Source organism: Streptomyces sp. NPDC093111 (assembly GCF_040683955.1).
Taxonomy (GTDB): Bacteria; Actinomycetota; Actinomycetes; order Streptomycetales; family Streptomycetaceae; genus Streptomyces.
The window spans coordinates 179,221-203,311 of the sequence record NZ_JBFBNW010000006.1 but is presented as its reverse complement, the minus strand read 5'-3'; the positions used below and the strand labels follow the sequence as shown (position 1 = coordinate 203,311).

Here is a 24,091-nt window from a genome sequence, read left to right as displayed (position 1 = left end):
CCTCGATTGTCAGTGGTGTCTGTCAGGGTATGCGCAATGCGTGGCGAAACGAGGGGCGGCGTAAGTGTTCCAGCGTGATGACTCTGGAGTCTCCGAGTCATTCGATCTTGATTCATTGACGGTGAGCGACCGCCTGCGACTGTTCAACTTCACGCAGCGCGATGATCCGGTCGCCTATCTGTGGGTGCTGCGGGCGATGAACGTGCTGCGGGCCGTGCACCAGTTGCAGGTTCACCCTGACGACGTAGCGAACGCGCTGAAGGAGCTCGCCACGGAGCACGACGAAGTACCGTCCGCCGCGGACCTGAATCTGCGGGGCATGCTCGACAACCTCTCCTCGGACGACGAGCAGGTCCTCTACCGAGTGGAAGATCCCTTGCGGTGCGGCAATCTTGCTGCGTACCGGAACCGGCAGTCGGTCTACCAGTTCACGGAGATCGGCTACCGCGTCTACCGCGCGGTGGAGGAGGTCATCGGCTCCCGCGTGCAGGACGCGAACCTGTCGCGGCTGGTCTTCGCGGACATCCTGGCGGACTTCAAGGCGCTGGCAGCAGCGAACCGGGAGGGCGACCGAGACGAGGTGTACCGCAAGCTCGCACGCCTCGACAGCGTACTGGAGGACATGACTCAGCGGGCGGCGCGTTTCTATCTGACCCTGAACGACGTCGCGCGCACGACGGATGTCTCTCCCGAGACGTTCCTGCGCTACAAGCATGCGCTACTGGCGCACATGAGTGAGTTCACAGCGGAACTGGAGCGCTACGCGCCACGGCTGGCCGAGGCCGTGTACGAGGTGGAAGACAGCGGGGTGGAGACCCTGCTGGAGCGGGCCGCCGCAGTGGATGAGCGGCCCATGATGCGGCCGGCCGCGCGGCTTGAGGACTGGCGGCGGCGGTGGATGGGGCTGCGCCAGTGGTTCTTGGCGGACGGCCCTGTGGAGACCAAGGCCGCTCATCTGCAAGGTGCGACGCGCACGGCTATTTCGGGGGTCATCGCCCTGCTGCGGCAGGTGACGGAGTCACGTCGAGGAGGGGTGAGCCGGACCACCCAGCTCCGGCATCTTGCCGCGTGGGCAGCGGCTGCGCCGGATGAGCAGGCTGCGAACGCCCTCGTGTCCGCCGCTTTCGACCTGCGCTCGGTACGTCATCTGTCGGGTGCCCACGACGACGATGACCAGATCTCGCCGCGGACGACGTGGTGGGATGCGCCTGGCGTGGAGGTCAGCATCAGCCTGTTCCGGCATGGCAAGCGGCCGGCACCGGGTGGCCCGCAGCCGGTCCGCACGCGCCGTGGCGCCCATGCCCGGCTGCGTGAGCAGCAGTTGGCGGATCGGGCCGCGGACCGGGAGGCCGCGAAGGATCTTCTGGACCATGGGCCGCATGACCGGGTGCTGAACGAGGCGGAGACCCGCGCCGTGCTCAAGCTGCTGACCCGTGCCCTGCAGGTGCGAACGGTCGTCGCGGGCCGACTACGTTCCGGCACCGGCAGCAGCGACGTCCTGACGCTACGCCTGGTCCCGAACGAGCGCGGCAGCCAGCTGCGGACCGAGACCGGCACGCTGCACCTGCCTGGCTTCGCTCTGGAGATCAAGCCCCATGGTGCGATGCGCCGACGCCGAACGGAGAAGTCCTGATGCCCGCCCATCGCGTAGCCGCCTCCGTGGAGACCGCAGACCTTGGCTCGTACCAGCAAGCGGCGCGGCTCATGCTGCTGCACGGCGTCGTCACCGAGAGCTATCCCCGGGCCAAGGCGCTTGCACTGGTGCTGCAATGGGCTGACGAACTGGCCAAGGACTTCCGTGACCTGTTCGGCTACTCCTTGCAGACAAGCGCCCGTCACGCACGGCTGCTGCGGCGGCTGGACGCCTTCGACGCCGGCCAGGCGTTCCTCACGGTGAAGAGCAAGCGACCGTTCGACCGGCGGCGGCTGGCCTACCTCTGCCTGATCCTGGCCTGCCTGCACCGGTCACGCATCGAGATCAACCTCGCCGATCTCGTCAAACTGCTCACGCCGTCCGCGAACGCGATCGAGCACCTGGGCTTCGATGCGACCGCACCAGGCCACAAGGACGCAGTCGTTGACGTGATGGATTGGCTCGTCGACCGGGGTGCCCTGCGGATCTCCGATGGCTCCATGGAGGACTGGGCCCGTGACCACGACCGCGGGGACGCGTTGTTCGACATCGACCACGACACCTGCGCGGCGCTTTTCCGGCCGAACAAACCGCTGCAGCACCTGGTCAGCGCTGCTGGGCTGTTGGACACTCCGACCGCCGGCACCGGGCGCGACCCCCGTCGGCGCTTTGCTGCCCAGCGAGCCCGACGGCTGCTGATCGAGTACCCGGTGGTCTACTTCAGCGACACCGACGCGGAGACCGCGACAGCGCTGCGCCAGCCCACCCTGGCCGAGGACATCGCACGGCTGACCGGGTTGCCTGTCGAGCGCCGGGCCGAGGGGATCATGCTCGTCGACACCACAGGGCACTTTACGGACAAGCGGTTCCCCGGCCGCGGCGGAGCCGTCAACCGGACTGCCGGGCTGATGCTCGCGAAGATCGCGGACCTGCGGGAAGACCCGCACCGGGCCAGCAGCCTTCAGTACCTCCTGCCCACCGATCCAGGTGAGGAACACGCGGACCTGCTCAGCCGCATCGATATGGCCCTGCCGCAGGCGGGCACGCTCGAAGCCTTGGCGCACGACCCGCACGCGGACGCTGGCGAGCATGCGGCCGAGGCCGATCCGGACGCCCCGGAGCATGAGGGGCAGACGAGCTTGCCCTTCGTGGAACACGGCACGCTGGAGCAGATGATCACCGAGCTCTATGCGGAGTTCGGCCCCTCGTCCTTCACCAACAAGTGGCAGGCCGATCCCGGCGGGCTACTGGCGGAGGCGGTCGCGCTCCTGGCGGACCTGCGCCTGGTCCACATCGTCCCCGGCGGGATTCTGATCCGGCCCGCGGCCGGCCGCTACCGCAATATCACCGCCGTCCTACCGCGCCCCACGCACGACGGCCAGTTCGCTCTTGACTTCCCCACTGAGGAAACCTCTCGATGACGCTCATCCCTCACTCCCGCACCGCTGACCAGTCGGAGGTCCGCTTCAAGCCCACCCGCGCCGGAGTGATCGGCCTATGGGACTACACCGACGAGGAGTTCGTCTTCGCCGACGGACGCCTGGTCCTGCGCGGGCACAACGGTTCCGGCAAGACCAAGGCCCTGGAGGTTCTCTTCCCCCTGGTCCTGGACGGTGTCCTCGACGCGAGGCGTCTCGATCCGTTCAGCGGCGAGGAGCGCACCATGAAGTCGAACCTGCTCTACAAAGGGCAGGAGTCCGCATACGGCTATGTGTGGATGGAGTTCGCCCGCACCGCACCCGACGGTGAGGTCATCGAAGCCGTCACCGTAGGGATCGGCATGCGGGTGACCAAGCCGATGTCCACGCCGGCCCGCTTCTTCTTCGTCACCGACGGCCGAGTCGGCATCGACTTCGGCCTGCTGGACGCCGCCTCGCGCCCGCTGCGGGAGAACGCCCTGAAGAAGCTCCTGGGTGAAGGAGCCACCTACGCTACGGCGGAGGCGTACCGGGAGGCGATCGACGACCGGCTGTTCGGGCTGGGCCGCGAGCGCTACAACCAGCTGGTCAACCTTCTGCTCCAGCTCCGGCGCCCTCTCCTGGCCAAGGACCTCGACCCGGTCAAGGTGTCCGACACCCTCACCGCCGGCCTGCGCCCCGTCGACGAGGACCTGATCCTGCAGTCCGCCCGCGATTTCGAGAACCTCGCCGAGATCCAAGCGCTCCTCAATGCCCTGACTGGGGCGGACACCGCGGTCCGGACCTTCTTGCGTGAATACTCCAGTTATCTGCGCACCCATGCCCGTGACCGCGTGGACCATGTCACCGGACGCATTCAGGACACAGCCGCGCAGTGCGAGACGATCATGGAGGCGGCGGAGGACCGCCGCACCGCCGAGCGGCAGCTGGCCTCCTCACAGGACGAGCGGGATACCGCCGAACGACGGTGCAAAAAGCTCAGCGCGAGCCTGGCCGAGTACAAGAACCACGACGCCATCAAGCAGCAGGACGGTCTCAAGGAGCTGCGCGATCGCGTGCGCAACGAGCGCCAGGGCATCGCCGAGAGCGGCCGCCACCTCAGCCGGGCCCAGGAGGGCCTGGCCACCCTCAAAGGGGAGGCTGAGCGCGCTCTCCTGAGACACGATGAGCTGCGCAAGGACGCTGCCCGGCACACCCACAGTCTCATGGACGCGGCGCGCCGCTGCGGCATCCTGCACGACAACGACACACTGGATCTCGGCGCCGATCTGGACACGGACGTGGCGGGCCGGGTTGCCGCGCGCCGCAGCGAAGTGGAGGACGTACGCGCCCACCTCAGCGCGTCCGAGAACGCCGCGAAGGACCAGGAGCGCGAGCAGGAGCACGCTGACGCGGCGAGCGGTGAGCTGACCGAGACCGAGCGGCAATCCGCCGCCGCAGCTGAGAAGCTCGAGATCGTCCGCGCCACGGCCGACGAGGAGCTGGAGGAATTCATCAGCCGCTGGAGCGGCAGTGCCGACACCGCGGTCTTGGTCGCCGCCGACGGTGACGTGCTGCGTGCCGCCATCGCCGCGGTGGGGGAACCCGAAGCAGCCCCGCTGCCGGAGGAGTTTCGTTCCCTCACCGACCAGCGCCGCACCAGTGCTCTGACGCGCGTCGAGACCTTGAAGCGGGAGTACGGCGACATCGCGGGCGCCCTGCGAGCCAGGCGGACAGAGCGCGACACCGTGGCAGCGGAAGGCGACGACGCGCCCCCGCCCAGTGACTTGCGTCCCGCCAGCCGCGATGCGCGGCCCGGTGCGCCGTTCTGGCAGCTTGTGCGGTTCGCCGAGGGCGTTCCCAACGATCATGCGGCTGCGGTGGAGGGCGCCCTGTACGCGGCCGGCCTGCTCACCGCCTGGCTGCACCCTGACCTTGCGCTGACCGACCGGGCACTGCACGACAAGGTCGCCGACGCCTATCTGCGCCCGCTGCCTCCCGACCAGCGGCCGACCGGACGCACCCTGGCCGACGTACTGGTCGTCGAAGATCAGCAGCTCGTCACCGCCGCAGCCGTACAGGCTGTCCTGGCGTCCATCGCCGTAACGGACGACGCCCCTGCGCCGGACGGCGCGCTGCGCGCTCCTGCGGTCACGACCAGCTCGCACTTCTGCCTCGGCATCCAGGTCGGTGCGCATCCCAAGGATCAGCCGGAGTACATCGGGGCCACCGCACGAGCCGCCCGCCGGCGCGAGCGGCTGCGCCTGCTCGAAGAATCCATCGCCGTCCTGGAAGCTCAGCTCGCCGGCATCGAAGAGCAGCAGAGGTACGCACAGGAAGCATTCGACGACTTCGACCGCGCCCGGCATGAGCTCCCGCGCACCCAACCGATCATCCAGGCAGTGGGTCAGGTGGCGGTGGTGGCGGAGAAGGCCGCCGGCGCACGCCGCCGCCTCACCGAAGCCCGCAAGCGGCTCGACGGAGCGATTGCGCGAGCCCACGAGAAGAACCGGCAGCTTCGGCATGCTGCCACGGCCGCACGGCTGCCCACCCGTCGTGAGGAACTGGACAACGTCGCGCAGGCCATCGACGACCTCTCCGACGCCGGCAAGGCGCTCTCCACCTGCCGTGAGCAAGCCGATGCGGCCGAGCGCGACATCGCCGGCCGCAAGGAGATCATCGAAGCGCAGACCGAGTCCTGCTCAGAGCAGGCTGAGGCACTACAGGCGCGTAAGGATGAGTTCGCCCTTCAGGAGGAACGTCTGCGCACTCAGGAAGCGACGCTCGAAGCTCCTCTGCAGGAGATTCTGCAGCAGATCGCGGACGCGGAGGAGCAGCTCACCACGGCGCAGAAGACGTACGACCGTGCGAAGAAGGACGCGGAAGAGCATCGAGACCGGCTTCTGAAGGCTGATCACGCCCTGGAGTTCGGCCGTACAGCACTCGCCACGGCCGTGGCGGAGCAGGTGCGCACCACGCTCACGCTGGAGCCATATGCCCGACCCGACCTTCTCGGCCTCCTCGAAGCGAACGCCGAGACCATCTGGCTGCCCCACGACATGTGGCCGAGCCCCGAGCAGGCAGTCCAGGCCCTCATGGACAGCCTGACCTCGCCCGGCATTCCCCTCACGGGCATCGAAGCCGCCCAGAGCGTCGTCCCCGCATCCGTCGCTTCCTTGGTCAACACGCTCGATGAGGCGACCCAGGGCCGGCCAATCACCGCGAGCCTCCTGAAGACCGTGACATCCAAGATCTCTAGCGCTATCACCGCGCTGGAGGCAGCCCTGCTGGAGTCCGATCAGGGCTACCTCTTCGAGTGGGAGTCGGCCGGTGACATCATCCTGGCCCGGGTCACCGACAGTGAAGGCCCCGCCCCCGTAGCGGACTTCGCCCGTCGCCTGGCCGAACAGCTCGCCGATCAGAGCGTGCTGCTGGAAGACAGGGAACGGACCGTTCTGGAGGACGGCCTCCTGACCGGGCTGGCCGAGCAGATCCACGATCGCACCGTCGCCGCCCGCGACCTGGTCAAGAGCATGGATGCCGACACCCGTTCCAAGCCGATGTCCTCCGGTACCACCGTGGGCATCAACTGGATCACCTCCGACGCGCTCACCGACTCCCAGCAGGCCGTCAACAAACTGCTCGACAAGGACGCCTCCGGTCTCGGACCGGCCGGACTGGCCGAGCTCCGCTCCCACCTGCGCAGCCAGATCCGCGCGAGGGCTGCTGCCGACAAGAAGAGGAGCTACCAGCAGGTGATCGCGGAGGTCCTGGACTATCGCGCCTGGCGCAAGTTCGAACTCCGGCTGTTCCGGCCGGGCATGAGCGAAGAGGAGCGGAAGAAGGGAGAACTGCTCACCAAGGCCAAGCACAGCGTGATGTCCGGTGGCGAGAAGTCCGCCTCCATCCACCTTCCGCTCTTCGCAGCCGCCCACGCGCAGTACAGCTCCGCCTACCCCACGTGCCCGCGGCTGATCGCCCTTGACGAGGCTTTCGCCGGCATCGACGAGAAGTACCGCCCCGACCTGCTCGCCCTCACAGCCAAGTTCGACCTCGACCTCTTCATGACGGGCTACGACCTGTGGATCACCTACCCTGACGTGCCGCAGATCTCGCACTACGACATGAAGCACGACGAGGCGTCCCACACCGTCTCCGCCATGCTGCTGGTCTGGGACGGCGAACAGATCCTCGACGACCTCGAGTACCCCGGATCCGACGATCTCGCCGCCGAACTCCTTGGCTTCACGCCCCGCCGGCACGTTCCCGCGGGGGCAGGACTGCTCGCGGACATCCCCGAGGACGAGCCGACGAACGACAAGGTCGAGGAGACAGAATGACGGGGTCGACAGAAGCATACGAGCGCTACCGGGCTCCCGAGTTCCGCCGGCTCCTGGCTGCTGCCCGGCGCTCGCTCGAGCGCAACGGCGGCGAGGTCAAGGGCTCCATCGGCCTGGGCAACCCGACCACGGCCGAACGTAACGCCATCATCGGCATCACCGGTACGTACCGGTCGCCCGACGTCCAACGCATCACCATCCCCCTCTCCGTGCTGGAGGAAAGCGTCCGCAACATCACGGGCATGTCGCTCCGCGATGTCCTAGAGCGGATCGGCCCCGGGCTACGCTTTCGGGCCGATGAGCGGGCCGCACTCGATCAGGCCCGGCAGAGGATCCTCGCTGAGGGCGAGGCCAGCCCGCTGCACGCCGAGCACGCCTGGTACCGGGAATGGCTGGCCGACCTTGCGTCCGACGGCACCGTCACCGGGCTGATCAACAAGAAGGGCACTCACCTCTTCAGCCAGGCCGTCCGCGTCCTGGAACACCTCTACAGCCGGCCAAGCGACGCTCCACCGATCATGCTGCCCGCCTTGGCCGACGCCGCCACAGGAGACACCAAGGCCCTCAATCCCGGCCGCGGCTCTCTGCCGACACTGGTCCTGCGGGCCTTGGCCATGGCACGCGGAGTCCCACTCGGATCAGGGGCCGAGCCTCGGCGTGAGTTGTGGGACGCCTTCGACGTCATCGTCGACGACTTGGCCAGCCGTGTCCTCGTCCTCAACCTCCCCGGGACCGGCCAGGGGCTGGGCCAGTGGCTCACCGACGCCGCCCGCTACGGCACTCCCTTCCACATCACCCTCCACCAGCTCATCACCCTGCCGATCACCGTGAACCTGCACACGGTGTACGTCTGCGAGAACCCGGCCGTGCTCCGTCGTGCCGCCGGTGAGCTCGGTGCCAGCAGTCCGCCGCTGATCTGCACCGAGGGGCGCCCCTCGACCGCGTTTCACCGGCTGGCGCAACTGATCGTCGAAGCTGGCGGCACCTTGTGCTACCACGGCGACTTCGACTGGCCGGGCATCGATATGACCAACCAGCTCCGAACCCGCTACCAGGCCGAACCTTGGCGAATGAGCACTGAGGACTACCTCAGCGCGGTGCGTACCGACAGCGATCACGTCCAGCTGAGCGGCAAAGCCCAGGCCACCGCCTGGGAGCCAGAGCTCGCCGAGGCCATGGAACGGGAAAACCGCGCCGTCTACGAAGAGGCCGTCGCTGACGCCCTGCTAGCGGATTGGAAGATTCCGGCTGGTCGCATTCCCCCTGGGCGTGAAGTTACGACCAGAGCAGAAGTTGAGCGTCATGATGGGGAAGAGGCGCCCGTACGAGACGTAGTTCCGCCGAGAAGGGATAGTGACGGAGACCTGGAAGTCTGCTGCGGAGGTCGCGCGGGTCCCGGACAGGTAGGCGAGCGCAGTCACAACCAGACATCGCGATCACCCTATGGCGCGTTGCGCGACAACGAGGTCACCCAGGCAGATCACCGACGCACCAGTATCCCCGACCCGGAGCAATGACCGCTTGAACTCCCCCAGATCGCCAGCCTGGCAGGGGACACCCGTGCCCGCAGCGGTCTACACCACCGCTATGCCCTTCGCGGCAACCGCCCTGCGCACGTTTGCCCACGCCGAAACCCCGATGGGCAGAGGCGTACGTGGGACGGTTTCCTGACTAGGTAACGCCCCCAACGGGGGTACCTCGCCCCGCCGTTCACACAGCGCTTCGCGTCCCCGTCAAGGCACGCTGACTGTCCGGTTCCGACGCTACTCCCCGAGCTGCTCGATCCACGGGTGCGGCCCGTACGTGCTGCCGATCGCCTGCACGAGCCATTCCCGCTGTCCGGTGTCGAGGATCGGCAGCACCGCGGCGAAGTCGACCGCGTCCCTGGGCCGCGGCTGCTTCGCCTTGTAGTAGAGCTGAATCTCCGGCCGCAGGTAGGGGATGCCGGCCGCGGAGACTGCCCCCAGGTCCGTGAGGTCGCACCGCACATAGCGGTCCCGCCTCGACACCCACTCGTCGCCCTCGGCCTCGTCGAGCATCACTTGAATCCGCCACGGCGCCGGCGCGGTGGGACGGCACCAGACGTCATGCACACCAACCGGCAGGAGCTCGCCAGGCCGCCACGGCCGTAGGTTCCCAGGCGGGTCAGCAGCCCACCACTGCCACCCGACGAGTACCTCCTGAACGGCAAGCTGGTCTCGGCGCAGCACGAGGACGTCGATGTCGTGATGCTCGCGGAACGACCGGCCCGTGGCGAGCTCGATGGCATGACCGCCCGCGATCCACCACGGGGCAGCCGTCTTCGAGAACAGCGCGGCGACCTCACTCAGCGGTGCTGGCTGCCAGCTCTGCCCGAGGCCCTGACCAGTCACCATTCACTGCTCGCGCTCGGTGCGCGCCAGATCATCGCGACATCAGGCCGGACAACGAAGCCCATCGTCTCGTACAGAGGGCGGCCGGCCGCCGAGGCGTACAGATCGATGACTGTGCAGCCCTGCCCGGCTAGCCAATCACGCGCGGCCGTAACGCAGGCCCAGCCGTACCCATGACGGCGGTGCGCCGGGTCGGTGGCCACTGACCCGATGTGCCCGACATAGGGGGCACTGTTCCCCGGGCTGGGGAGTCGAGGAGTGCAGGTTCCAGCGGCGCACGCGGCCAGGCCGCCGCTCCCCGTGTCAACGACGAAGATGGCGAACAGCGGGTCGTCAAGGCGCTGGGCGAATGCCGTTGTGCACTCCGCCGCCCATCGCGGAGCGGGCTCTGTACCAGGCGACCCGAACATGATCCATCGCAGCCGGACCAGCGCAGGCGCATCCGCAACCACGGCGCGACGGGCTAACTCCCGGACCGGCATGCGTTCTTCCTTTCACGCAGGTGTGGCAATATTCGGCTGGTACCCGGTACTGCGCACCGGCCGCATCCACATGTCGCCGGCACTCATGCGGAGGGCCAAGCGTATTCGCTGTACGTGACGCCGTCGGCGATGTGCCGCAGGGCGACCGCGAGGTACGGAGGCAGAGGCGCGGGGAGGCTGCTGGGCTTGTGCCACTGCCAGCCCTCGCACTTGTCTGGCTCGGGGTTCCCGATCTGGCCGTGCCAGCGGACGACCTCGAAGAAGAAGGCGATCCGCCGTGACCCGGCGTGCGTGGACACGTGGTGCATCAGGTGCACGAACCGCACGTCGGAGGGGTCGGCGGCGGCGCCCGTTTCCTCGGTAAACTCCCGGGCGGCTGCCAGCGTGGCGGGCTCGTGGTCCTCCATCAGCCCGGCCGGTACCTGGTACATGCCAGGGAACACAGGCTGGCTGCGGCGTCGCCCCATCAGGATCTCGTCGCCCTGGCGGACGATCAGGTGAACGTCGGCGTAGTGAGCGGCGTACGTACGGTCAGACTCCGTGGTCTTCTCAGGCATGGCTCTCCTCCGATCGTCAAGGCCGGTCACGCTACAGGGCGCCTCCGTAATCGGCGGCGGAATTCGGCCGCCAACACCATCGACTCATGGGCGGGTGGCGATCAGGGCTTCGGTGCGGATGTGTTCCTCGAACTTCCCGTCGGGCTGCAGCCGGCGCAACCGCATACGTCGGAGACACCGGCAGCGACGTACGCCACGCGCGTGCCGCCGACCTACGGGCCATCGCCGTCAGCTACGGATACGCCGACATCGCCGACCTGACCACCGCCGGCCCCGACCTCGTACTCCACACCCCTCCGAGCTCGCCACCTGGTGCCACAGCCCCCGTTCCGCCGGCTCACAGCCGCGACCGAGTGCCACTGAGCACTGACGGCCTTCTCTCTCCGGCATCCCCAGCCCACCAAGGGCCTCCTCCGCCATGCCCGCACCCCCCATCTCGCCAAGGACGACCCGCCACCGCGACGAGCTGACCAGGCTCGCGCGTGCCAGGCGGACGGCCTTCCCTAGCGGCCGGTTGGTTAACCGACAAGCGCAAGCCTGCGGTCGCTTCCCCGCTATCCGCCCCCGGCCCTCTGCCGGCGTAGCTGGAGGACCGCTCGGGCGATAAGCCGGCCCGCATGTACCTGCTGGGTGAGGGCTGGGGGCGCTTCGCCAGCACTCCCTAGGCGAACGAGCCGGGCGCGCTACTCAGGATGACCGGAGCACCAACTGGGCCGGCATCGCGAACAGCCGCTTCGCCCGAGGCGCGAAAGGTCTTCATGTGGCCGTGATCCCCAGGGGGATGCTCGCTGTCAGTCCAGCCCGCCGGTGGCTTCGAGGTGGGCGAGGAAGGTGGCCACGAGGCGTGGGCGGGGGACGTGAGGGACGAGCGCGTCGGGCAGGTCGGCCTCAAGGCCCCATTCGGTGTTGAAGGTGATGCTGCTGCTGTCCGGGACGACGCTGTCCCACAGCCACTTGACGAACTCCGCTGCGGCATGGGCCGTGCAGTCCTCGATGGCGATGCCTTCCGGGGACAGCTTGGCCATGCCCTCCAGCTCCTCCTCGCCGAGCATGATGCCGAAGTGCATGACGGACCCACGAACGGGACCCTGTTCTCCCTCATCGATACGGATGAACGTATCCGTCTTCCGCTCGCGCAGTTTGGCCTCGATCCCCTCGTAGGTCAGGCCCCAGGTGGAACCCTCGGTGGGGCCGAAGACGTACATGGTGCGGAGTTCGGCCAGTTCGGACGCGTCCACGCGCTCGCTCCCTCATCGTGTGCTGCCGTTGGTCAGGGTACGTATCGGGCGTAGCCCTTGACGCCGTAGGCCGCCATCATCACGCGCCAGTAGGCCACGGAATCCGGGTTGTTGGTGACCGTCTCCACGCCCCGCATCTCCTTGTTGCGTGGGTCGTTGAGAGCGGCGTTGTACTTCGTGAGTTCCTTGCGGTCCTTGTCGTACAGGAAGTCCTTCTTGCCGGTCTGGTGGCTCGCGCGGAGTTCGTCGAGTGAGCGGTAGCACGGCTTGTTCGGCTTGTTGACGTACTTGGCCTCGATCGCCATGCCGTCGCGGTTCCGGAAGCCGTCGACCATCAGGGTGCTGTTGGGGCTGATGCCGGGTGGGATGGGGACCTCGTACTCGGGGTATCCAGCGACCCGCTTCTGGTAGGCGACCTCTGCGGGCTTCCCGCCGGACACGTCTCCGGCGCGCAGAGAGTTCAGCCATGTCTGGAAGTTCTGCTGCTCAGGGGCGCTGAGGGGCGGGAAGCGCGGGTCTGGAGGTGTCGGTGGGGCTATCGGCTGTACGCGAGGGCCGTTCGGCGGCCGGTAGCCCACGGGGACCAGGAGAGGTACCCGGATCAGTGGAGCGAGGAAGGGTGGCAGGGACGGAAGGGGTAGGAAGCCGCCTCCGTCCGGCTGCGGCATGGGGACCTTGGCCTGCGAGCTGTCGAGCGCCGGCGCGATGTTCCCCAGGCGCGCGATGCGCATGTCGCCGGCGACGAGCTCGTGCAGCCCGCCGTCGTGTCCCTCACCACCGAACTGCGGTCGTTCCCAGATGGCGAGTGGCTCGCCGAAGAGGGGGCTTTCCTCGTCCGGGATCCTCTTCAGCGCCGTTTCGATGTGATCCGCGTACGCGTCGCAGGCGTGGGCGATCATCCGGCAGGCGGACGGAAGGTTCGCCATCAGGGTCTCGTCCTCGCCGACCTCGGAGGGAGGTGGTGTCTTGCCGACGAACACAGTGAAGAAGGTCTGGACGGCTGCGGCGGTCTCGCCGAGCTGCTGCGCTGTCGCGGTACGCCAGGCGCTTTCGGAGTCCCAGTAGGCGTCGTCCAGGATGCCCGCCGCCGAACGCCAGGCGTTGGCCGTCTTGCGGAGCTTGTCCCGCTGGCCGTGGAAGCGCGAGCTGAGCAGGTACTGGTCGGTCCAACTGGTCTCGCCGACGACCTCGGGGAGCTCCTCGGCGTTGTGGCTGGCACGCGGATTGCAGTCCGGCCTCGAAGGCTGCGCCCCGATGTCGGGTCCCACGCTCTGGCCGAGCAGGGAGGCGGCGATCGCGCTCTCCTGCTTGAGGAAGTCCTCGGTGGCCTTCAGCATGGCACCCGCACCGTTCGCCATCACCTGGTGAGCGAGGCCGGCCGCATCGAAGACGGTCTTCACGGCCGGCTTGTAGACGGCGGCGAAGGCCCGGCCGGCGTTGTCGTCACCCGCCATCCCGCCATGAGCGCTGAGCTCCGTGAACAGCAGGCCCAGCATGTCGTAGATCAAGTCCCGCAGCCGCACCATGGACCACGAAGCGTTGACGTAGTTCCCCGCCTTGTGCTGAAGATTCAAGACTCCCCCGTGCCCTCGACCACCAGGCTGTTCCACGGACCGTACATGCTGACGAAGCGAGGAGATCCACTGCTCGAGGCACGAGGAGCGGTTGTGGCCGATTCCTATCGGAGACAGGCGCGGCCATGGCCGCCGCGCGACAACCTGATGGTGCATGTGGAAGCCTGGGCACACCGGGGGTTCACCTGATCACGTACAGGTGAGGTGGGATGGACAGCGGGGTAGAGCGACGTTGTCTGGTGTGCCTTGCGAAGCTCAGCCGGTTCAGATTCAGAATCACGATGCGACCCCTGCCGACCGAGCGTGACTCCCACGGGCATCTGGCTGCGACGCCACGCCACCAGCGCCACCGTCGACCGTTCGGGAAACAGTAGGCAGCGCCCGTCACCCTCTCCTTCACCGCCATGCTTCCGGCGAACGGCACCGACGGCGGCCCCTGGCAGACCTGGGCATGGTCCCCACCCAGCGGCCGCTGGAAGCCGTACGTGCAGGCCACCGCTCAACTCCACGCCGCCGACCTGGGAATCCCAATAGGCGAGGAGCGGATCGCCCAGACCGCCCACCCGTACTCGCCGCAGTCCGACTCCAACTGCCGGATCCTCGCTCCTACATCGTCTACGTGGATGGAGATGCTGCGGAGCGGATCTGGGCCGGCCTTCGCGATCTGTCCCTGGCCGGCGGGCAGCCCACGGAAGTGAATACCCCGCGGTGGCACGTTCATTTGCCCCTTGAAGCAGCCTTCGGTGGCCTCCAGGAGGTCAAGTCCTGGACACTGAGCCCGTGGGCCGCGCATAGATCGTCGAGCTCCCGTTGGTATCTCTCAGCCTGCCCGACATCCGAACCGGCCGCAGTCAATGTCTCCCATTGACGTACCCAAGGGATCAGCTCCTGGATGCCGGCAAGCAGGGGAGCAACTTCGTGGGGCCTCGGGCGCCCCTGTTGCTGGAGCGCATTGACCAGGTCTTGAAGTACAAGAACACGGTCCGAATCGCTCCAGCCAGACCAACCGAACAGTAGGCTGCCCTGCGCGCCAGCAGCGCTGGGATAGGACACGAAGCGTTCACGGGGAATGTCCAGGCTGCCGCGGAGAGGCCAGTAGTGAGCTTGGCGGAAGTCGGCGGCTCTGAACTTCGGCGGGACGGGGATTCCCAATGACTCTCCCGTCCTATCCTCGCTGCGCTGGAGGCGCCACACCTGCTCCCAATCGGCACGTTTCCGCAGCCCAGATTCCTTGTACCTCAGAGCCGATGCATAGGGCACGTGCTCATCAGCCAGGATCGCCGCAAGCACGTCACGGAGCCTCGAGTCTCGTCTCCCGAGATGGTCAGTCGCATAAAGCGCGGCCACGGAACGCACTGCGGCATCGGCATCTAGACGCTGCGCCAGTTCATTGATGGTGCGGGGACACGGGTGTTTGGCACCGTTCCTGCGCTCGAACCAGAGTTGCTCGTCCTCACAACGATCGAGCAGCCAGTTACGGAGGGCTCGCTCCTCCTGCTTCTCCCATGATTCCTGCAACCACCGTCGCTTGTACTCCGGTCGCTCGACGATAGCGATTTGCCGGTGGGTCTCGATGGCGTCGATTCTTGCCTGGACGACGTCCTTGTAGGCAGTCGGCCAGTGCCGGGGGATCTCGGTAATGGGTGTTGCACCATGCCGTACGAACCACGAGTCCGAAGCCTTCTCGGCGAGCATTCTGCGTGCGAGCACGATTTCGAAGGCCCGCTCCCCCAGCCGCAGCGAAGGCAGTGCAACATCGGTGGAGATCGTCAGGCGTTCACGCTCATCGGCAGACAAGACTCCGTAGGAACCATAGACCTCCCAGTCCAGTTCCTCCTGAAGGGTGATCATCTGACGCTGTGTCGCTTTGTAGGCGGCGCTGGCCACGTCCAAGGCGCTTCGGGTGGGTGGATTTCCCTCCGCACAGACCGTGCTCGGCGCATGGGCATTCAGCAACTGGGCCAATGCGTTCAGTTGTCGCGCGCGATCTGATGGAACAATGGCCGGCAGGGGAAGACGAGAGAGGGACGCCGTGGCAAAGCGGTAGGCCCGGGCCCATTCCTCACCAGGCTGGGCGATTCCAGGCCCATCGGCGCCGATAGCGGATCCAGTCTGCTTGAGCCAAAAGCAGACCGTCGACGAATTGAGCACTCCCAGTAGCGCAATATATTCGCCCTGCGCTACGGAAGGCGCCAGTCGAAGTGCGGGCGCGGTCCTGCTGAACACCCGTCCACCCTGTTCCAAGGCGAAGCGATTATGCGTAGCTACTGCTGCGAATGTGATCAATGGCCCCTGACCGGCATCGCGAGACCGATACCTCCATGCCCACCAGGGCCCGTCACCGGATCTCGAAGACTGACGTGCCCCGAGAGCCGACCGAAGAACCTGGCGCATCGTCCAGAGGTGCCGGCCCCATGCGGCACTGACATCCAGGGGCAGAAGTGTGCCGTCTTCTCCATACGGGGCCAGAACGTCCGTCGACACTGCCGCGCGCCAGTCCCCTACGGTCTCGGCAGTGACAATGCCTTGAGCCAGCCTGGCCGAGTCCAGGTGCCGAAGGAACCAAGGTCGCCCAAGAGAGAAGACATCCGGCTGTCCCAGGTCCGCAACAACCCGAGCCCCGTCGGCCAGGACATCGGCCAATCGCCGGGGAGCGCGTGAGATGAGGTCCATGAGGTCCGCACTCCCACCACCACTCAGTGTCCATGGGAAGCGGGAGAAGCGCTGCCGGGGTTCGTCCTCGACGGTCACCCATTCAGAGGTGCTGCCGGGTCGGTGGATCTGATCGAGGATCGACTTCCACACGATCCCCTCAGCCGGATCCATTGGCTTCGTCGGCTCACCGTGCACGCCGAGGACCGACCGCACACGGGTGTCGCCCATGGTCGGGGCATTCCGGCCGACCAGAATCAGGGTCGGGGTCCCATGGCCAGGTACGTACACGCCGGAGGTATCGATGACATGCGTCAACGCCACACTCGGAAGGAACTCATCGATCAGCTTCTCACCGAACTCACGATTGGCAAACGAACTGGTCGTGTACTGACCGACATAGCCGCCGGGAGCGTCATTGGTCTTTCTCACCGCCAACTGGAACATGCACTTCGTGAAGAGTACCGAAAGCGGGAACACACCTGAGGCCACGTCATAGGCTGCTCGGTATGCCGCGTTTCTTGCCTTGTCCCGCACCGCGATAAAGGGGGGTTCCGAAATAACGACGTGATAGGAATTCCGCCCTAGCAGGTCACACGTCTCCGAAAATTCGTCGACATCCTCAACCGTGCCAGCACTGTCCCCCTCCCAGTCTTCGAGGAGGTGCAGCGAGGTACCCCCTGGCGCGCCGCGCCCGTCCAGCAGGGCGTCACCTACCGCCACGTTGATCACATGCCCCGGCAACTCACTCAGCAGCCTGCAACCGCTTTCCCTCGCAGCGGCCATGAGCAGTCTGAACCGGGTGACACTCACGGCGAACGGGTTGATGTCGCAGCCATGGACAGAATCCAGGGTCCGGTGGATCAGCTCGGAATCCGGGGTTCCGGGAGCCGCCGCACGCCAGGCATTCAGAAGCCGCTCGAAGAGTCCCAGCGGAAACTCTCCCGACCCACAGGCTGGATCGATTCCGCGGAACCCCTGGGGACCGAACTCCGCAATGGCTGGATCCACCGTGAGGTCCAGGACGAAATCCACGATGAAGGCAGGCGTCTGAACTAGCGAGAAAGCCTTTCGCGCGGTCTCACTAATGTCCTGATACAGGTCGCCGAGGAAACGGGTACCGAGTTCCGGATCAGTAAAGTCGAACCGAAGGGATCCGTCTTCGCCTCGAGTTCTCCAGAACGCAATCAATTTAGCAGCACCCTGCGGCGACGGACGCAGTGCCCACAAGGCGTTGCGCGCCCCGTCGAAAATGCGGGCCATCGCTACGTGTGACTCGGCCAGGTGCGTGAACGCCTCGGCCAGCCAGTCCTGGGCGTTGGCCCCAGGATGGTCCGAAAGATAAACGTGCTGCCGTTCCTCCGCCTCCACCAATCGCTGGCCCGGCCCTGCGATGAAGGGCCGGTCGATGAGGGTGTTGTCTTCGCAGAAGCGCACGAACACCGTGCCCATCACCCACGCAACGGCAGCCTGGGTGATGTGCTCGTCCCGCCAGGCGCCATACGTGGCGGCAGTGCGACGGGATGCCCGCGCGTGTTCGTACATAGCTCGCAGGCCGCCACGGTACCTGTCGACGTCTTCGCTGCGTTCGCGGAGGTCCGCCTCCAGCGCCCGCACCTGCTTCCGCACGTCAGCGACAAACGCGGCCCTGTCCATTGAGGACGTCCCCGTATCAGCTCCGTCACTCGGAGGCACAGCGACCTCTCCTCCGTACGTCGTCGACGTCCTCGACCCACTGTCTCGTCGGATACATCCTGCCAGCTCTCCGGGCGAAGCCACGGTTTCGTCGCCGGCCAGCACCAGATGCATCCGCCTGTCGTTGCCTGACGCACTATCATTCCTATGCGGACCGGCCGTAACACAGCCAGGTAGCGCGGTTCAGGGGGCACGCTGAGATCGGACCAACGAGGGGACACATGCTGACACGGCTCGAAGTCAGTGGCTTCAAGAACCTTCTGGATCTCAGAGTCGAGTTCGGTCCCTTCACCTGCATCGCGGGAGAGAACGGCACCGGGAAGTCGAACGTCTTCGACGCGATCCACTTCCTGAGTCTGCTCGCCGACCTCTCCATGATCGAGGCTGCCCAGACAGTCCGCGGAACCCACGGCACGCTGCACGGTGACGCGCGAGACCTGTTCTGGAACGGTTACTCGGACGGCGAGCACCTGATGACGTTCGCTGCAGAGATGATCGTCCCCGGTGAGGTGGAGGACGACTTCGGCCGACTGGCCGAACCGACGTCCACGTTCCTCCGCTACGAGCTCCACCTCGGCTACCAGCCGCCGCAGCGCGGTGAGCGGGGCGGCAGGCTGACCCTGCGGTACGAGAACCTCAGCCGGATCAGCCCTGGTGAGGCTCCCGCACATCTACGCTTCCCACACCGCGCCACAGACTTTCGCAAGGCCGTGGTGCGTGCACGCCGCTCGACCGCTCCCTACATCTCCACGTCTCTCGAGACGGGCGACGCCGTCATCAGCATTCACGCCGATGCCGGCCGTAGAGGCCAGCCGCGCCCGGCACCGGCGAGCCGGGCGCCCCAGACCATGCTCTCCACGATCAACAGGAACGACGACCCGACCATCCTGGCTGCCCGGCGGGAAATGCAGTCTTGGCGCCGACTGGCCCTCGAACCCTCCGCACTACGCACCTCCGACCGCTATTCGGATCCCAGCGAGATGCAGCCCGACGGCCTGCACCTACCGAGGAGCCTGGACCGCGTGGCCCGGGAGAAGTCTCCAAAGGACCCCGCACGTGTCTATTCACGGGTCGCAGGGCGCCTGTCGGACCTGTCGGGACTGCACGTCAAGACGTTGCACGTCGATGCTGACGACACACGGGAACTCCTGACGATCAAACTCCACGAGATCGACGGCATGGTATTGCCAGCCCGCAGCCTGTCAGAGGGGACCCTGCGTTTCCTTGCCCTGTGCGTCCTGCTGGAAGACCCCCAGACACATGGCCTGCTCTGCATGGAAGAGCCGGAGAACGGCATCCATCCAGCCAACCTCTCCGCGATGGTCGAACTCGTACGCGATCTGGCGGTCGATCCGTCGCTACCTGTGGACGAGGACAATCCCTTCCGGCAAGTTCTGATCAACACGCACTCGCCAGGCGTTGTACGACTCGTCGGCGCGGCGGACTTGCTGATCGCCGATACCACCACCGTTCCGGGGATTAGCGGCAAGGTCGCGCGCGGCTTGCGACTGCGTCCCCTGGCCGATACTTGGCGTGCCGCCGGCGCCGAAAAGGGCTACGGCACCAAGGCCGACATCCTGGCGTACCTCACGTCCTCGCCGGAGGATCGGCTGACCCTTCAGGAGAGCGCCTCATGACCGTGCGTGCCCTCTACCTCTGCGAGGGATCCAGTGACACGGGCCTGCGGTTTCACATCGAGGCGATTGCAGCCGATATGGGCAGGGAAATCCTGGTAACGGTTCCCGAGCTGGACCGCCTGCCGAAGAAGCCCGGTCGCACGGTCGAGGACAAGCTACGAGCCGCACAGCAACTTAGTGACAGTGGCCACGCGTACGACCTCGTGGTCATCCACCGCGACTCTGACAGCGGGCCCCCGGATCGTCGACGTACGGAAATCGCGGAAGCTGTGGCCGCAGTGAGCCCCGGCGTGGCGCATGTGCCCGTGATCCCTGTGCGGATGCTTGAGGCATGGCTGCTGCTCGATCAGGCTGCGATCCGCGAAGTCGCAGGCAACCCGAACGGCAAGGTGCCACTCAACCTTCCGAAACCGGCACGAGTAGAGTCGGTGTCAGATCCCAAGGCCGTGCTCAAGCAAGCGATCGCCACGGCCAGCGAGGAAAGGGGTCGCGGTCTGCAGAAACTCCAAGCTCGCTTCTCCGCGAACCGTGCACGTCTCCTTCAGATGCTGGACCGTGCAGGGCCCGTTAAACAGCTCGCATCCTGGCAATCCTTCACGGACGATCTGCGTGACGCGCTGGGTAGCAGCCGCTGAATGCCTGACGTCAGGGAACGCTTGATCCCCCCTATGCGTGCCTGCAACATTTCTTGGCCAGCAACTCGACGCGCTCCTGCACGATTCCGAGCGACCACGTCGCCTGTAGAGGTGATCACTCCAACGACACGACGGCGAACTCTCGACGGCTTCCAGCCCAGAGGGCTGTCACAGCGTCCCCAGCCAATGGTCCCCGCCCGAGTCAGGCACCGGAACATCCCACACCAGACCCCGCGTCGTTGCGTAGGACTGTGCGGCGCTGCCTGACTTTGGAGCGACCGTCAGCGGCCGGTTCCTGATGAGGGAGGCTTCGGCTGCTGCCTGAAGGTCGGCAGACCAAGGTGGGTATTCAGCTGCTCCAATCCACTCGTACGACCTCGCGGGCGGCGGCAAGGGCGCTTTCGAAGTCGGCGAGGCGTTCGGCGAGCGTGGTCGTGGCGAGTCGAGGCGGAAGGGCCGCGGAGAATTTCAGGCCGCGGACGGCGCGCGGGTCGACGGTGGGAAAAGTGAGGGAGTTAGGGAGTTCAGCGCGGGCGATGTTCCAGTCGTCGAGCCTAAGGTCCTGACGGAGACGGACGTGGGTGTCGGTGGGGCGCTGAACGGGGTCGGCGAGGTTGCCGAGGGAGGCCGTGAGAGTGGCATTGGCGCGATAGCCGGCCCAAGTCCACCAACGGGTAGCGTCGGCGTTGCGGATCAACAAGGCGCCTGCTGGGTGTACTTCGTGGGGTGCGCGGTCCATGCGGAGTTCGGCGAGGGTGGCGGTGGCGCGGCGCGTGAGGCGGACGTCAGGGTCGGTGCCGAGGAGGACGTCGCGCATGGCGCGGGTGAGGGCGTAGGAGAGACCGCGGGCTTCGCTTCCCTGCCATTTGGCGATGCCGCCGTCTTCGACGGGTTCGACGAAGGCGCGACGTCGAGCCCAGTCAATGAAGGTGACCTGCCAGCTACGGCCGGCCAAGAGCAGGCGTCGCGGGCCTGGGCGTTCCTCGGTGAGAACGGTGGGGTCGGTGGTCCCGATCTCCGTGCGTCCGGCAAGCACGGTGAACTCGGGTGGTGCCGTGAAGGAAGCGGTCAGCTCCATGAAGTGGCGACGGCCGAAGTGCTTCTCGGCTTCGGTGCCGATGAACAGCATGCCGCCGTCGCTGTCGAGGAATCCGCCTTCGACGAGGTGGGACAGGAGGGGGGCGGCGGAGCGGTCGAAGGGAGCCAGACCGTTCCATTGTTCGGGCCACAGGCGGTCGCCAAGGCGGTGTTCCTGCAGGGTGACAGCAAGGAGTTGTTGTGCAACGAGATGGCGGGGCGAGGGGGGCGGGGTGACAGGTTCGACCCAGCCTCGGGACCACAGGGTGAGGAGGCCGGCGGCTTGGAGGAGGGCGTCGGGCCGGGTGGCGAGGAACAGGCAGTTACGGGAGGTGCCGGTGCGGCGTCCGGTACGGCCGATGCGTTGCAGGAAAGAGGCCACCGTGCTGGGTGAGTCGATCTGGATGACGCGGTCGAGGTCGCCGACGTCGATACCGAGCTCGAGGGTTGAGGTGGAGACGATGACACAGTCGCGTGCTTCGGCGAATGCCTGCTCGGAGCGGGCGCGTTCGTCAGTGGAGAGAGAGGCATGGGAGAGGAACACGGTGACATCGCGTGTTCGTAGTGCCGCGCCGAGCTCTTCCACCTGCTTGCGCGAGTCACAGAAGACGAGCCGTTTTTCGCCCTTGTGCAGGGCGGAGATCACTTTGGCAGCGTTGGCGAGGGACCCGACGTAGTCGAGTTCCACCTCGCCGGCGGGGCGCGGGAGATTTTCGGCGTCGGTTGTTGCGGTCGCGCTGGCCGGCAGGGTCACTCCGGGGGCGACGACTCGGCCGGGGCGGTCGGCGGGGCTGGCGCCCTGGAGCCAGGTGAGCAGGGTGTCGGGGTTGCCGACGGTGGCGGAGAGGCCGATGCGCTGGATCCGTTGGCCGGTCAGTCGCTCCAGGCGTTCGAGTACGGCGAGCAGGTGCCAGCCGCGGTCGTCCCCCGCGAAGGCGTGCACCTCATCGACGACGACGGCGCGTACGCGGCCCAGCATGTGTGTGTGATCGGTCTTGACGCTGATGAGCATCGCTTCGAGGGACTCGGGCGTCGTTAGCAGGAAGTCGGGAGACTCGGTGCGGATGCGGCGGCGTACGGACTCGGGGGTGTCGCCGTGCCAGAGCGCGGCTCGGCGGCCCAGCCACTGGGCGTAGCTGTCGACCCGGTGCACCAGGTTGTTCAGGAGTGCCTTCAGGGGGGCAAGGTAGAGGACGGAGGTACCGGTCCAGTGCTTTTCCCGCATTGCGGACAACATCGGGAAGGTGGCGGCCTCCGTCTTCCCGCCGGCGGTCGGCGCGAGCAGGATCGCGTCCTCGCCGTCCATCAGCGGGTGCACGGCCGCCTTCTGCAGGGGGCGCAGATCCGGCCACCCGAGCGTGTTGACGATGTGGTGCAGGACCACCGGGTCGAGGCGTTCCACTGGGTCGGTGGCGCGCGGCTGATCCTGCACGTCTATGGCTCCTGCGCTGGTCGTCAGAGGTCGGGACTTCGAGGAAGGGCTCTTCAGAGCTCGAGGTCGAGGTCGTCCGCAGAGGCGACCGGCGTGGGCGCGGCGAAGTTCCGTTCGGTGGCGGTGAGGTCGCCGCTGGAGACCGTGAGCTTGTAGTGCGCGCGCGGGTCGAAGTCGGGGAACTGGTCGATCCGGTCGAGCACATCTCCGACCAGCTTCTTCAGGTACAGCCGTGGTGCTACTCCGACCCTTCCGCCAAGAGCACCACCCACGGCCCGTGCCAGGTCGGTGAGATACGAATCGTCGGCGAGCTGCTTGATTCGGTCGGGGGACTGGGAGCCTTCCGCGTACAGGTCGCGGATGGTGGCGCCCAGGCCGGTCAGTGACTGCTCGGTGAATCCAGGCAGCCGGATCTGGACGGCCCGTGGGTTGTCGAAGCGGGGGTCGGTGGTGAAGTCGGTGGCGAGGCGCTGGGCGAGTGGTGCGAGTCGCTGTACACCCTGCTGTCCGTCGTAGAAGGCAGGCGTTCCTGTGATGACGAGGTACAGGCCAGGGAAGCGGCCGGAGTGAACCTCGTCGATGAGCTGCCGCAGCGCGTTGAGCGCCTTGTCGCGTGCGTCGGAACGAACCCGCTGCAGGGTCTCCACTTCGTCCAGCACGAGGACGAGTCCGGCGTGCCCGGCGTCACGGAGCACGGTGAGCAGGCCCTGCAAGAAGCCGAAGGCACCGAAGTGGTCCAGGTCGCCGCGGACGCCTGCGCTGCGCCGGGCGGCTGCGGCGACGTGTGGCTGGCCACCGAGCCAGGCCATGACCGCGGCGGCGGTGGCCTCGTCTCCGGCGTCCAGGGACTGCTTGTATCCGCGCAGGGCGGTGGCGAACGCGGGGGCATGCCGGGAGACCTCGGCAAGCCGGGCAGTGAGAAGCCGGTCCACGGCCTGCGGCAGCTCGGTCTCGCTCACGCCGTCGGCGAGCGCGTCCTCCTCCAGGGCGTAGAACCACGCGTCGACGACCGGCCGCAGTGCGCTGGGTGGGAAACTCACGGTGGTCAGGCGTTCGGTGAGCCGCCGGTAGACGGTCTCGAGCTTGTGCAGTGGGGTCTCGGTCTCCGACACCTGCACTTCGGCTACGGCGAACGTGCGTCGTTTGGCGCGTTCGCCGAGCCAGCGGGTGAAGAAGGTCTTGCCGGATCCGTACTCACCACGCACGGCCTTGAACACCGAGCCGCCGCTGGCGACGGCGTCCAGTTCCTCGTCGATTGCCCCTTCGAAGCGGCCCAGGCCGGTCGCGAGCAGGTCGAGGCCGCTTTCCGGGACAGCCCCGCGCCGCAGCGCATCCACCACGGCGCGCCGTCGCACGACGCCGATCGAGGT

Annotated in this window: 15 protein-coding genes and 1 pseudogene; 8 read left to right on the top strand and 8 right to left on the bottom strand. The window is 66.8% G+C overall.

Annotated features, from left to right (window positions below; all coding sequences use genetic code 11):
* The first annotated feature begins 64 nt into the window (after window positions 1-64).
* Genes AB0Q96_RS12320 through AB0Q96_RS12305 form a run of 4 tightly spaced genes read left to right on the top strand, consistent with a single transcriptional unit; the run spans window position 65 to window position 8,887 of the window.
* Window positions 65-1,633 (top strand): TIGR02677 family protein, encoded by a 1,569-nt coding sequence (locus AB0Q96_RS12320; RefSeq protein ID WP_365324377.1) that lies wholly within the window; start codon window positions 65-67, stop codon window positions 1,631-1,633.
* A complete protein-coding gene (locus AB0Q96_RS12315; RefSeq protein WP_365324375.1) occupies window positions 1,633-3,054 on the top strand; it encodes a DUF2398 family protein in 1,422 nt (473 codons plus the stop codon). Before AB0Q96_RS12320 ends, AB0Q96_RS12315 begins: the two co-directional genes overlap by 1 nt.
* Window positions 3,051-7,370 (top strand): SbcC/MukB-like Walker B domain-containing protein, encoded by a 4,320-nt coding sequence (locus tag AB0Q96_RS12310; RefSeq protein ID WP_365324374.1) that lies wholly within the window; start codon window positions 3,051-3,053, stop codon window positions 7,368-7,370. Before AB0Q96_RS12315 ends, AB0Q96_RS12310 begins: the two co-directional genes overlap by 4 nt.
* Window positions 7,367-8,887, top strand: a complete 1,521-nt coding sequence (locus AB0Q96_RS12305; RefSeq protein ID WP_365324372.1) for a TIGR02679 family protein — start codon at window positions 7,367-7,369, stop codon at window positions 8,885-8,887. The genes AB0Q96_RS12310 and AB0Q96_RS12305 overlap by 4 nt, the downstream gene beginning before the upstream one ends.
* A 246-nt stretch (window positions 8,888-9,133) precedes the next feature.
* On the opposite strand, the gene AB0Q96_RS12300 is transcribed toward AB0Q96_RS12305, so the two are convergent.
* The 3 genes from AB0Q96_RS12300 to AB0Q96_RS12290 all read right to left on the bottom strand — a co-directional run bounded on the left by AB0Q96_RS12300 (window position 9,134) and on the right by AB0Q96_RS12290 (window position 10,781).
* Complete coding sequence (locus AB0Q96_RS12300; RefSeq protein WP_365324370.1) at window positions 9,134-9,745, bottom strand: amino acid transporter; 612 nt, start codon at window positions 9,743-9,745, stop codon at window positions 9,134-9,136.
* Window positions 9,739-10,152, bottom strand: coding sequence for a GNAT family N-acetyltransferase (locus AB0Q96_RS12295; RefSeq protein ID WP_256961703.1), 414 nt, complete (start codon window positions 10,150-10,152; stop codon window positions 9,739-9,741). Before AB0Q96_RS12295 ends, AB0Q96_RS12300 begins: the two co-directional genes overlap by 7 nt.
* A gap of 155 nt (window positions 10,153-10,307) precedes the next feature.
* The gene (locus AB0Q96_RS12290) at window positions 10,308-10,781 is read right to left on the bottom strand and encodes an NUDIX domain-containing protein (RefSeq protein WP_086823265.1); all 474 of its coding nucleotides are present in this window, start codon (window positions 10,779-10,781) and stop codon (window positions 10,308-10,310) included.
* An 86-nt stretch (window positions 10,782-10,867) separates the two neighbouring features.
* On the opposite strand from AB0Q96_RS12290, the gene AB0Q96_RS12285 reads away from it, so the two are divergent.
* A complete protein-coding gene (locus AB0Q96_RS12285) occupies window positions 10,868-11,251 on the top strand; it encodes an HAD hydrolase-like protein (protein ID WP_107484088.1) in 384 nt (127 codons plus the stop codon).
* 321 nt (window positions 11,252-11,572) lie between these two features.
* On the opposite strand, the gene AB0Q96_RS12280 is transcribed toward AB0Q96_RS12285, so the two are convergent.
* Complete coding sequence (locus AB0Q96_RS12280) at window positions 11,573-12,019, bottom strand: hypothetical protein (protein WP_086823268.1); 447 nt, start codon at window positions 12,017-12,019, stop codon at window positions 11,573-11,575.
* Window positions 12,020-12,051: 32 nt separating this feature from the next.
* Window positions 12,052-13,593: a restriction endonuclease fold toxin-2 domain-containing protein gene (locus AB0Q96_RS12275; RefSeq protein WP_365324367.1), complete on the bottom strand. Its 1,542-nt coding sequence runs from the start codon at window positions 13,591-13,593 to the stop codon at window positions 12,052-12,054.
* Between the two features lie 395 nt (window positions 13,594-13,988).
* Between AB0Q96_RS12275 and AB0Q96_RS12270 the strand changes: the two are divergent.
* Window positions 13,989-14,291: pseudogene (locus AB0Q96_RS12270) on the top strand (hypothetical protein); the annotation flags it as partial.
* A gap of 19 nt (window positions 14,292-14,310) precedes the next feature.
* On the opposite strand, the gene pglX reads toward AB0Q96_RS12270, so the two are convergent.
* On the bottom strand, window positions 14,311-17,901 hold the full coding sequence (gene pglX / locus AB0Q96_RS12265; protein WP_365324365.1) for a BREX-2 system adenine-specific DNA-methyltransferase PglX: 3,591 nt from the start codon (window positions 17,899-17,901) through the stop codon (window positions 14,311-14,313).
* A gap of 260 nt (window positions 17,902-18,161) precedes the next feature.
* Here pglX and AB0Q96_RS12260 point away from each other — a divergent pair, with 260 nt between their 5' ends.
* Complete coding sequence (locus AB0Q96_RS12260; protein ID WP_086823273.1) at window positions 18,162-19,577, top strand: AAA family ATPase; 1,416 nt, start codon at window positions 18,162-18,164, stop codon at window positions 19,575-19,577.
* Entirely contained in the window at window positions 19,574-20,212 is a 639-nt protein-coding gene (locus tag AB0Q96_RS12255) for a hypothetical protein (protein WP_365324363.1), read from the top strand. Before AB0Q96_RS12260 ends, AB0Q96_RS12255 begins: the two co-directional genes overlap by 4 nt.
* Window positions 20,213-20,561: 349 nt before the next feature.
* On the opposite strand, the gene AB0Q96_RS12250 is transcribed toward AB0Q96_RS12255, so the two are convergent.
* Both AB0Q96_RS12250 and brxD read right to left on the bottom strand, forming a co-directional pair.
* Entirely contained in the window at window positions 20,562-22,721 is a 2,160-nt protein-coding gene (locus tag AB0Q96_RS12250) for a DEAD/DEAH box helicase (RefSeq protein ID WP_179199660.1), read from the bottom strand.
* 53 nt (window positions 22,722-22,774) lie between these two features.
* Window positions 22,775-24,085, bottom strand: a complete 1,311-nt coding sequence (gene brxD, locus AB0Q96_RS12245; protein ID WP_365324733.1) for a BREX system ATP-binding protein BrxD — start codon at window positions 24,083-24,085, stop codon at window positions 22,775-22,777.
* Between the last annotated feature and the right edge of the window lie 6 nt (window positions 24,086-24,091).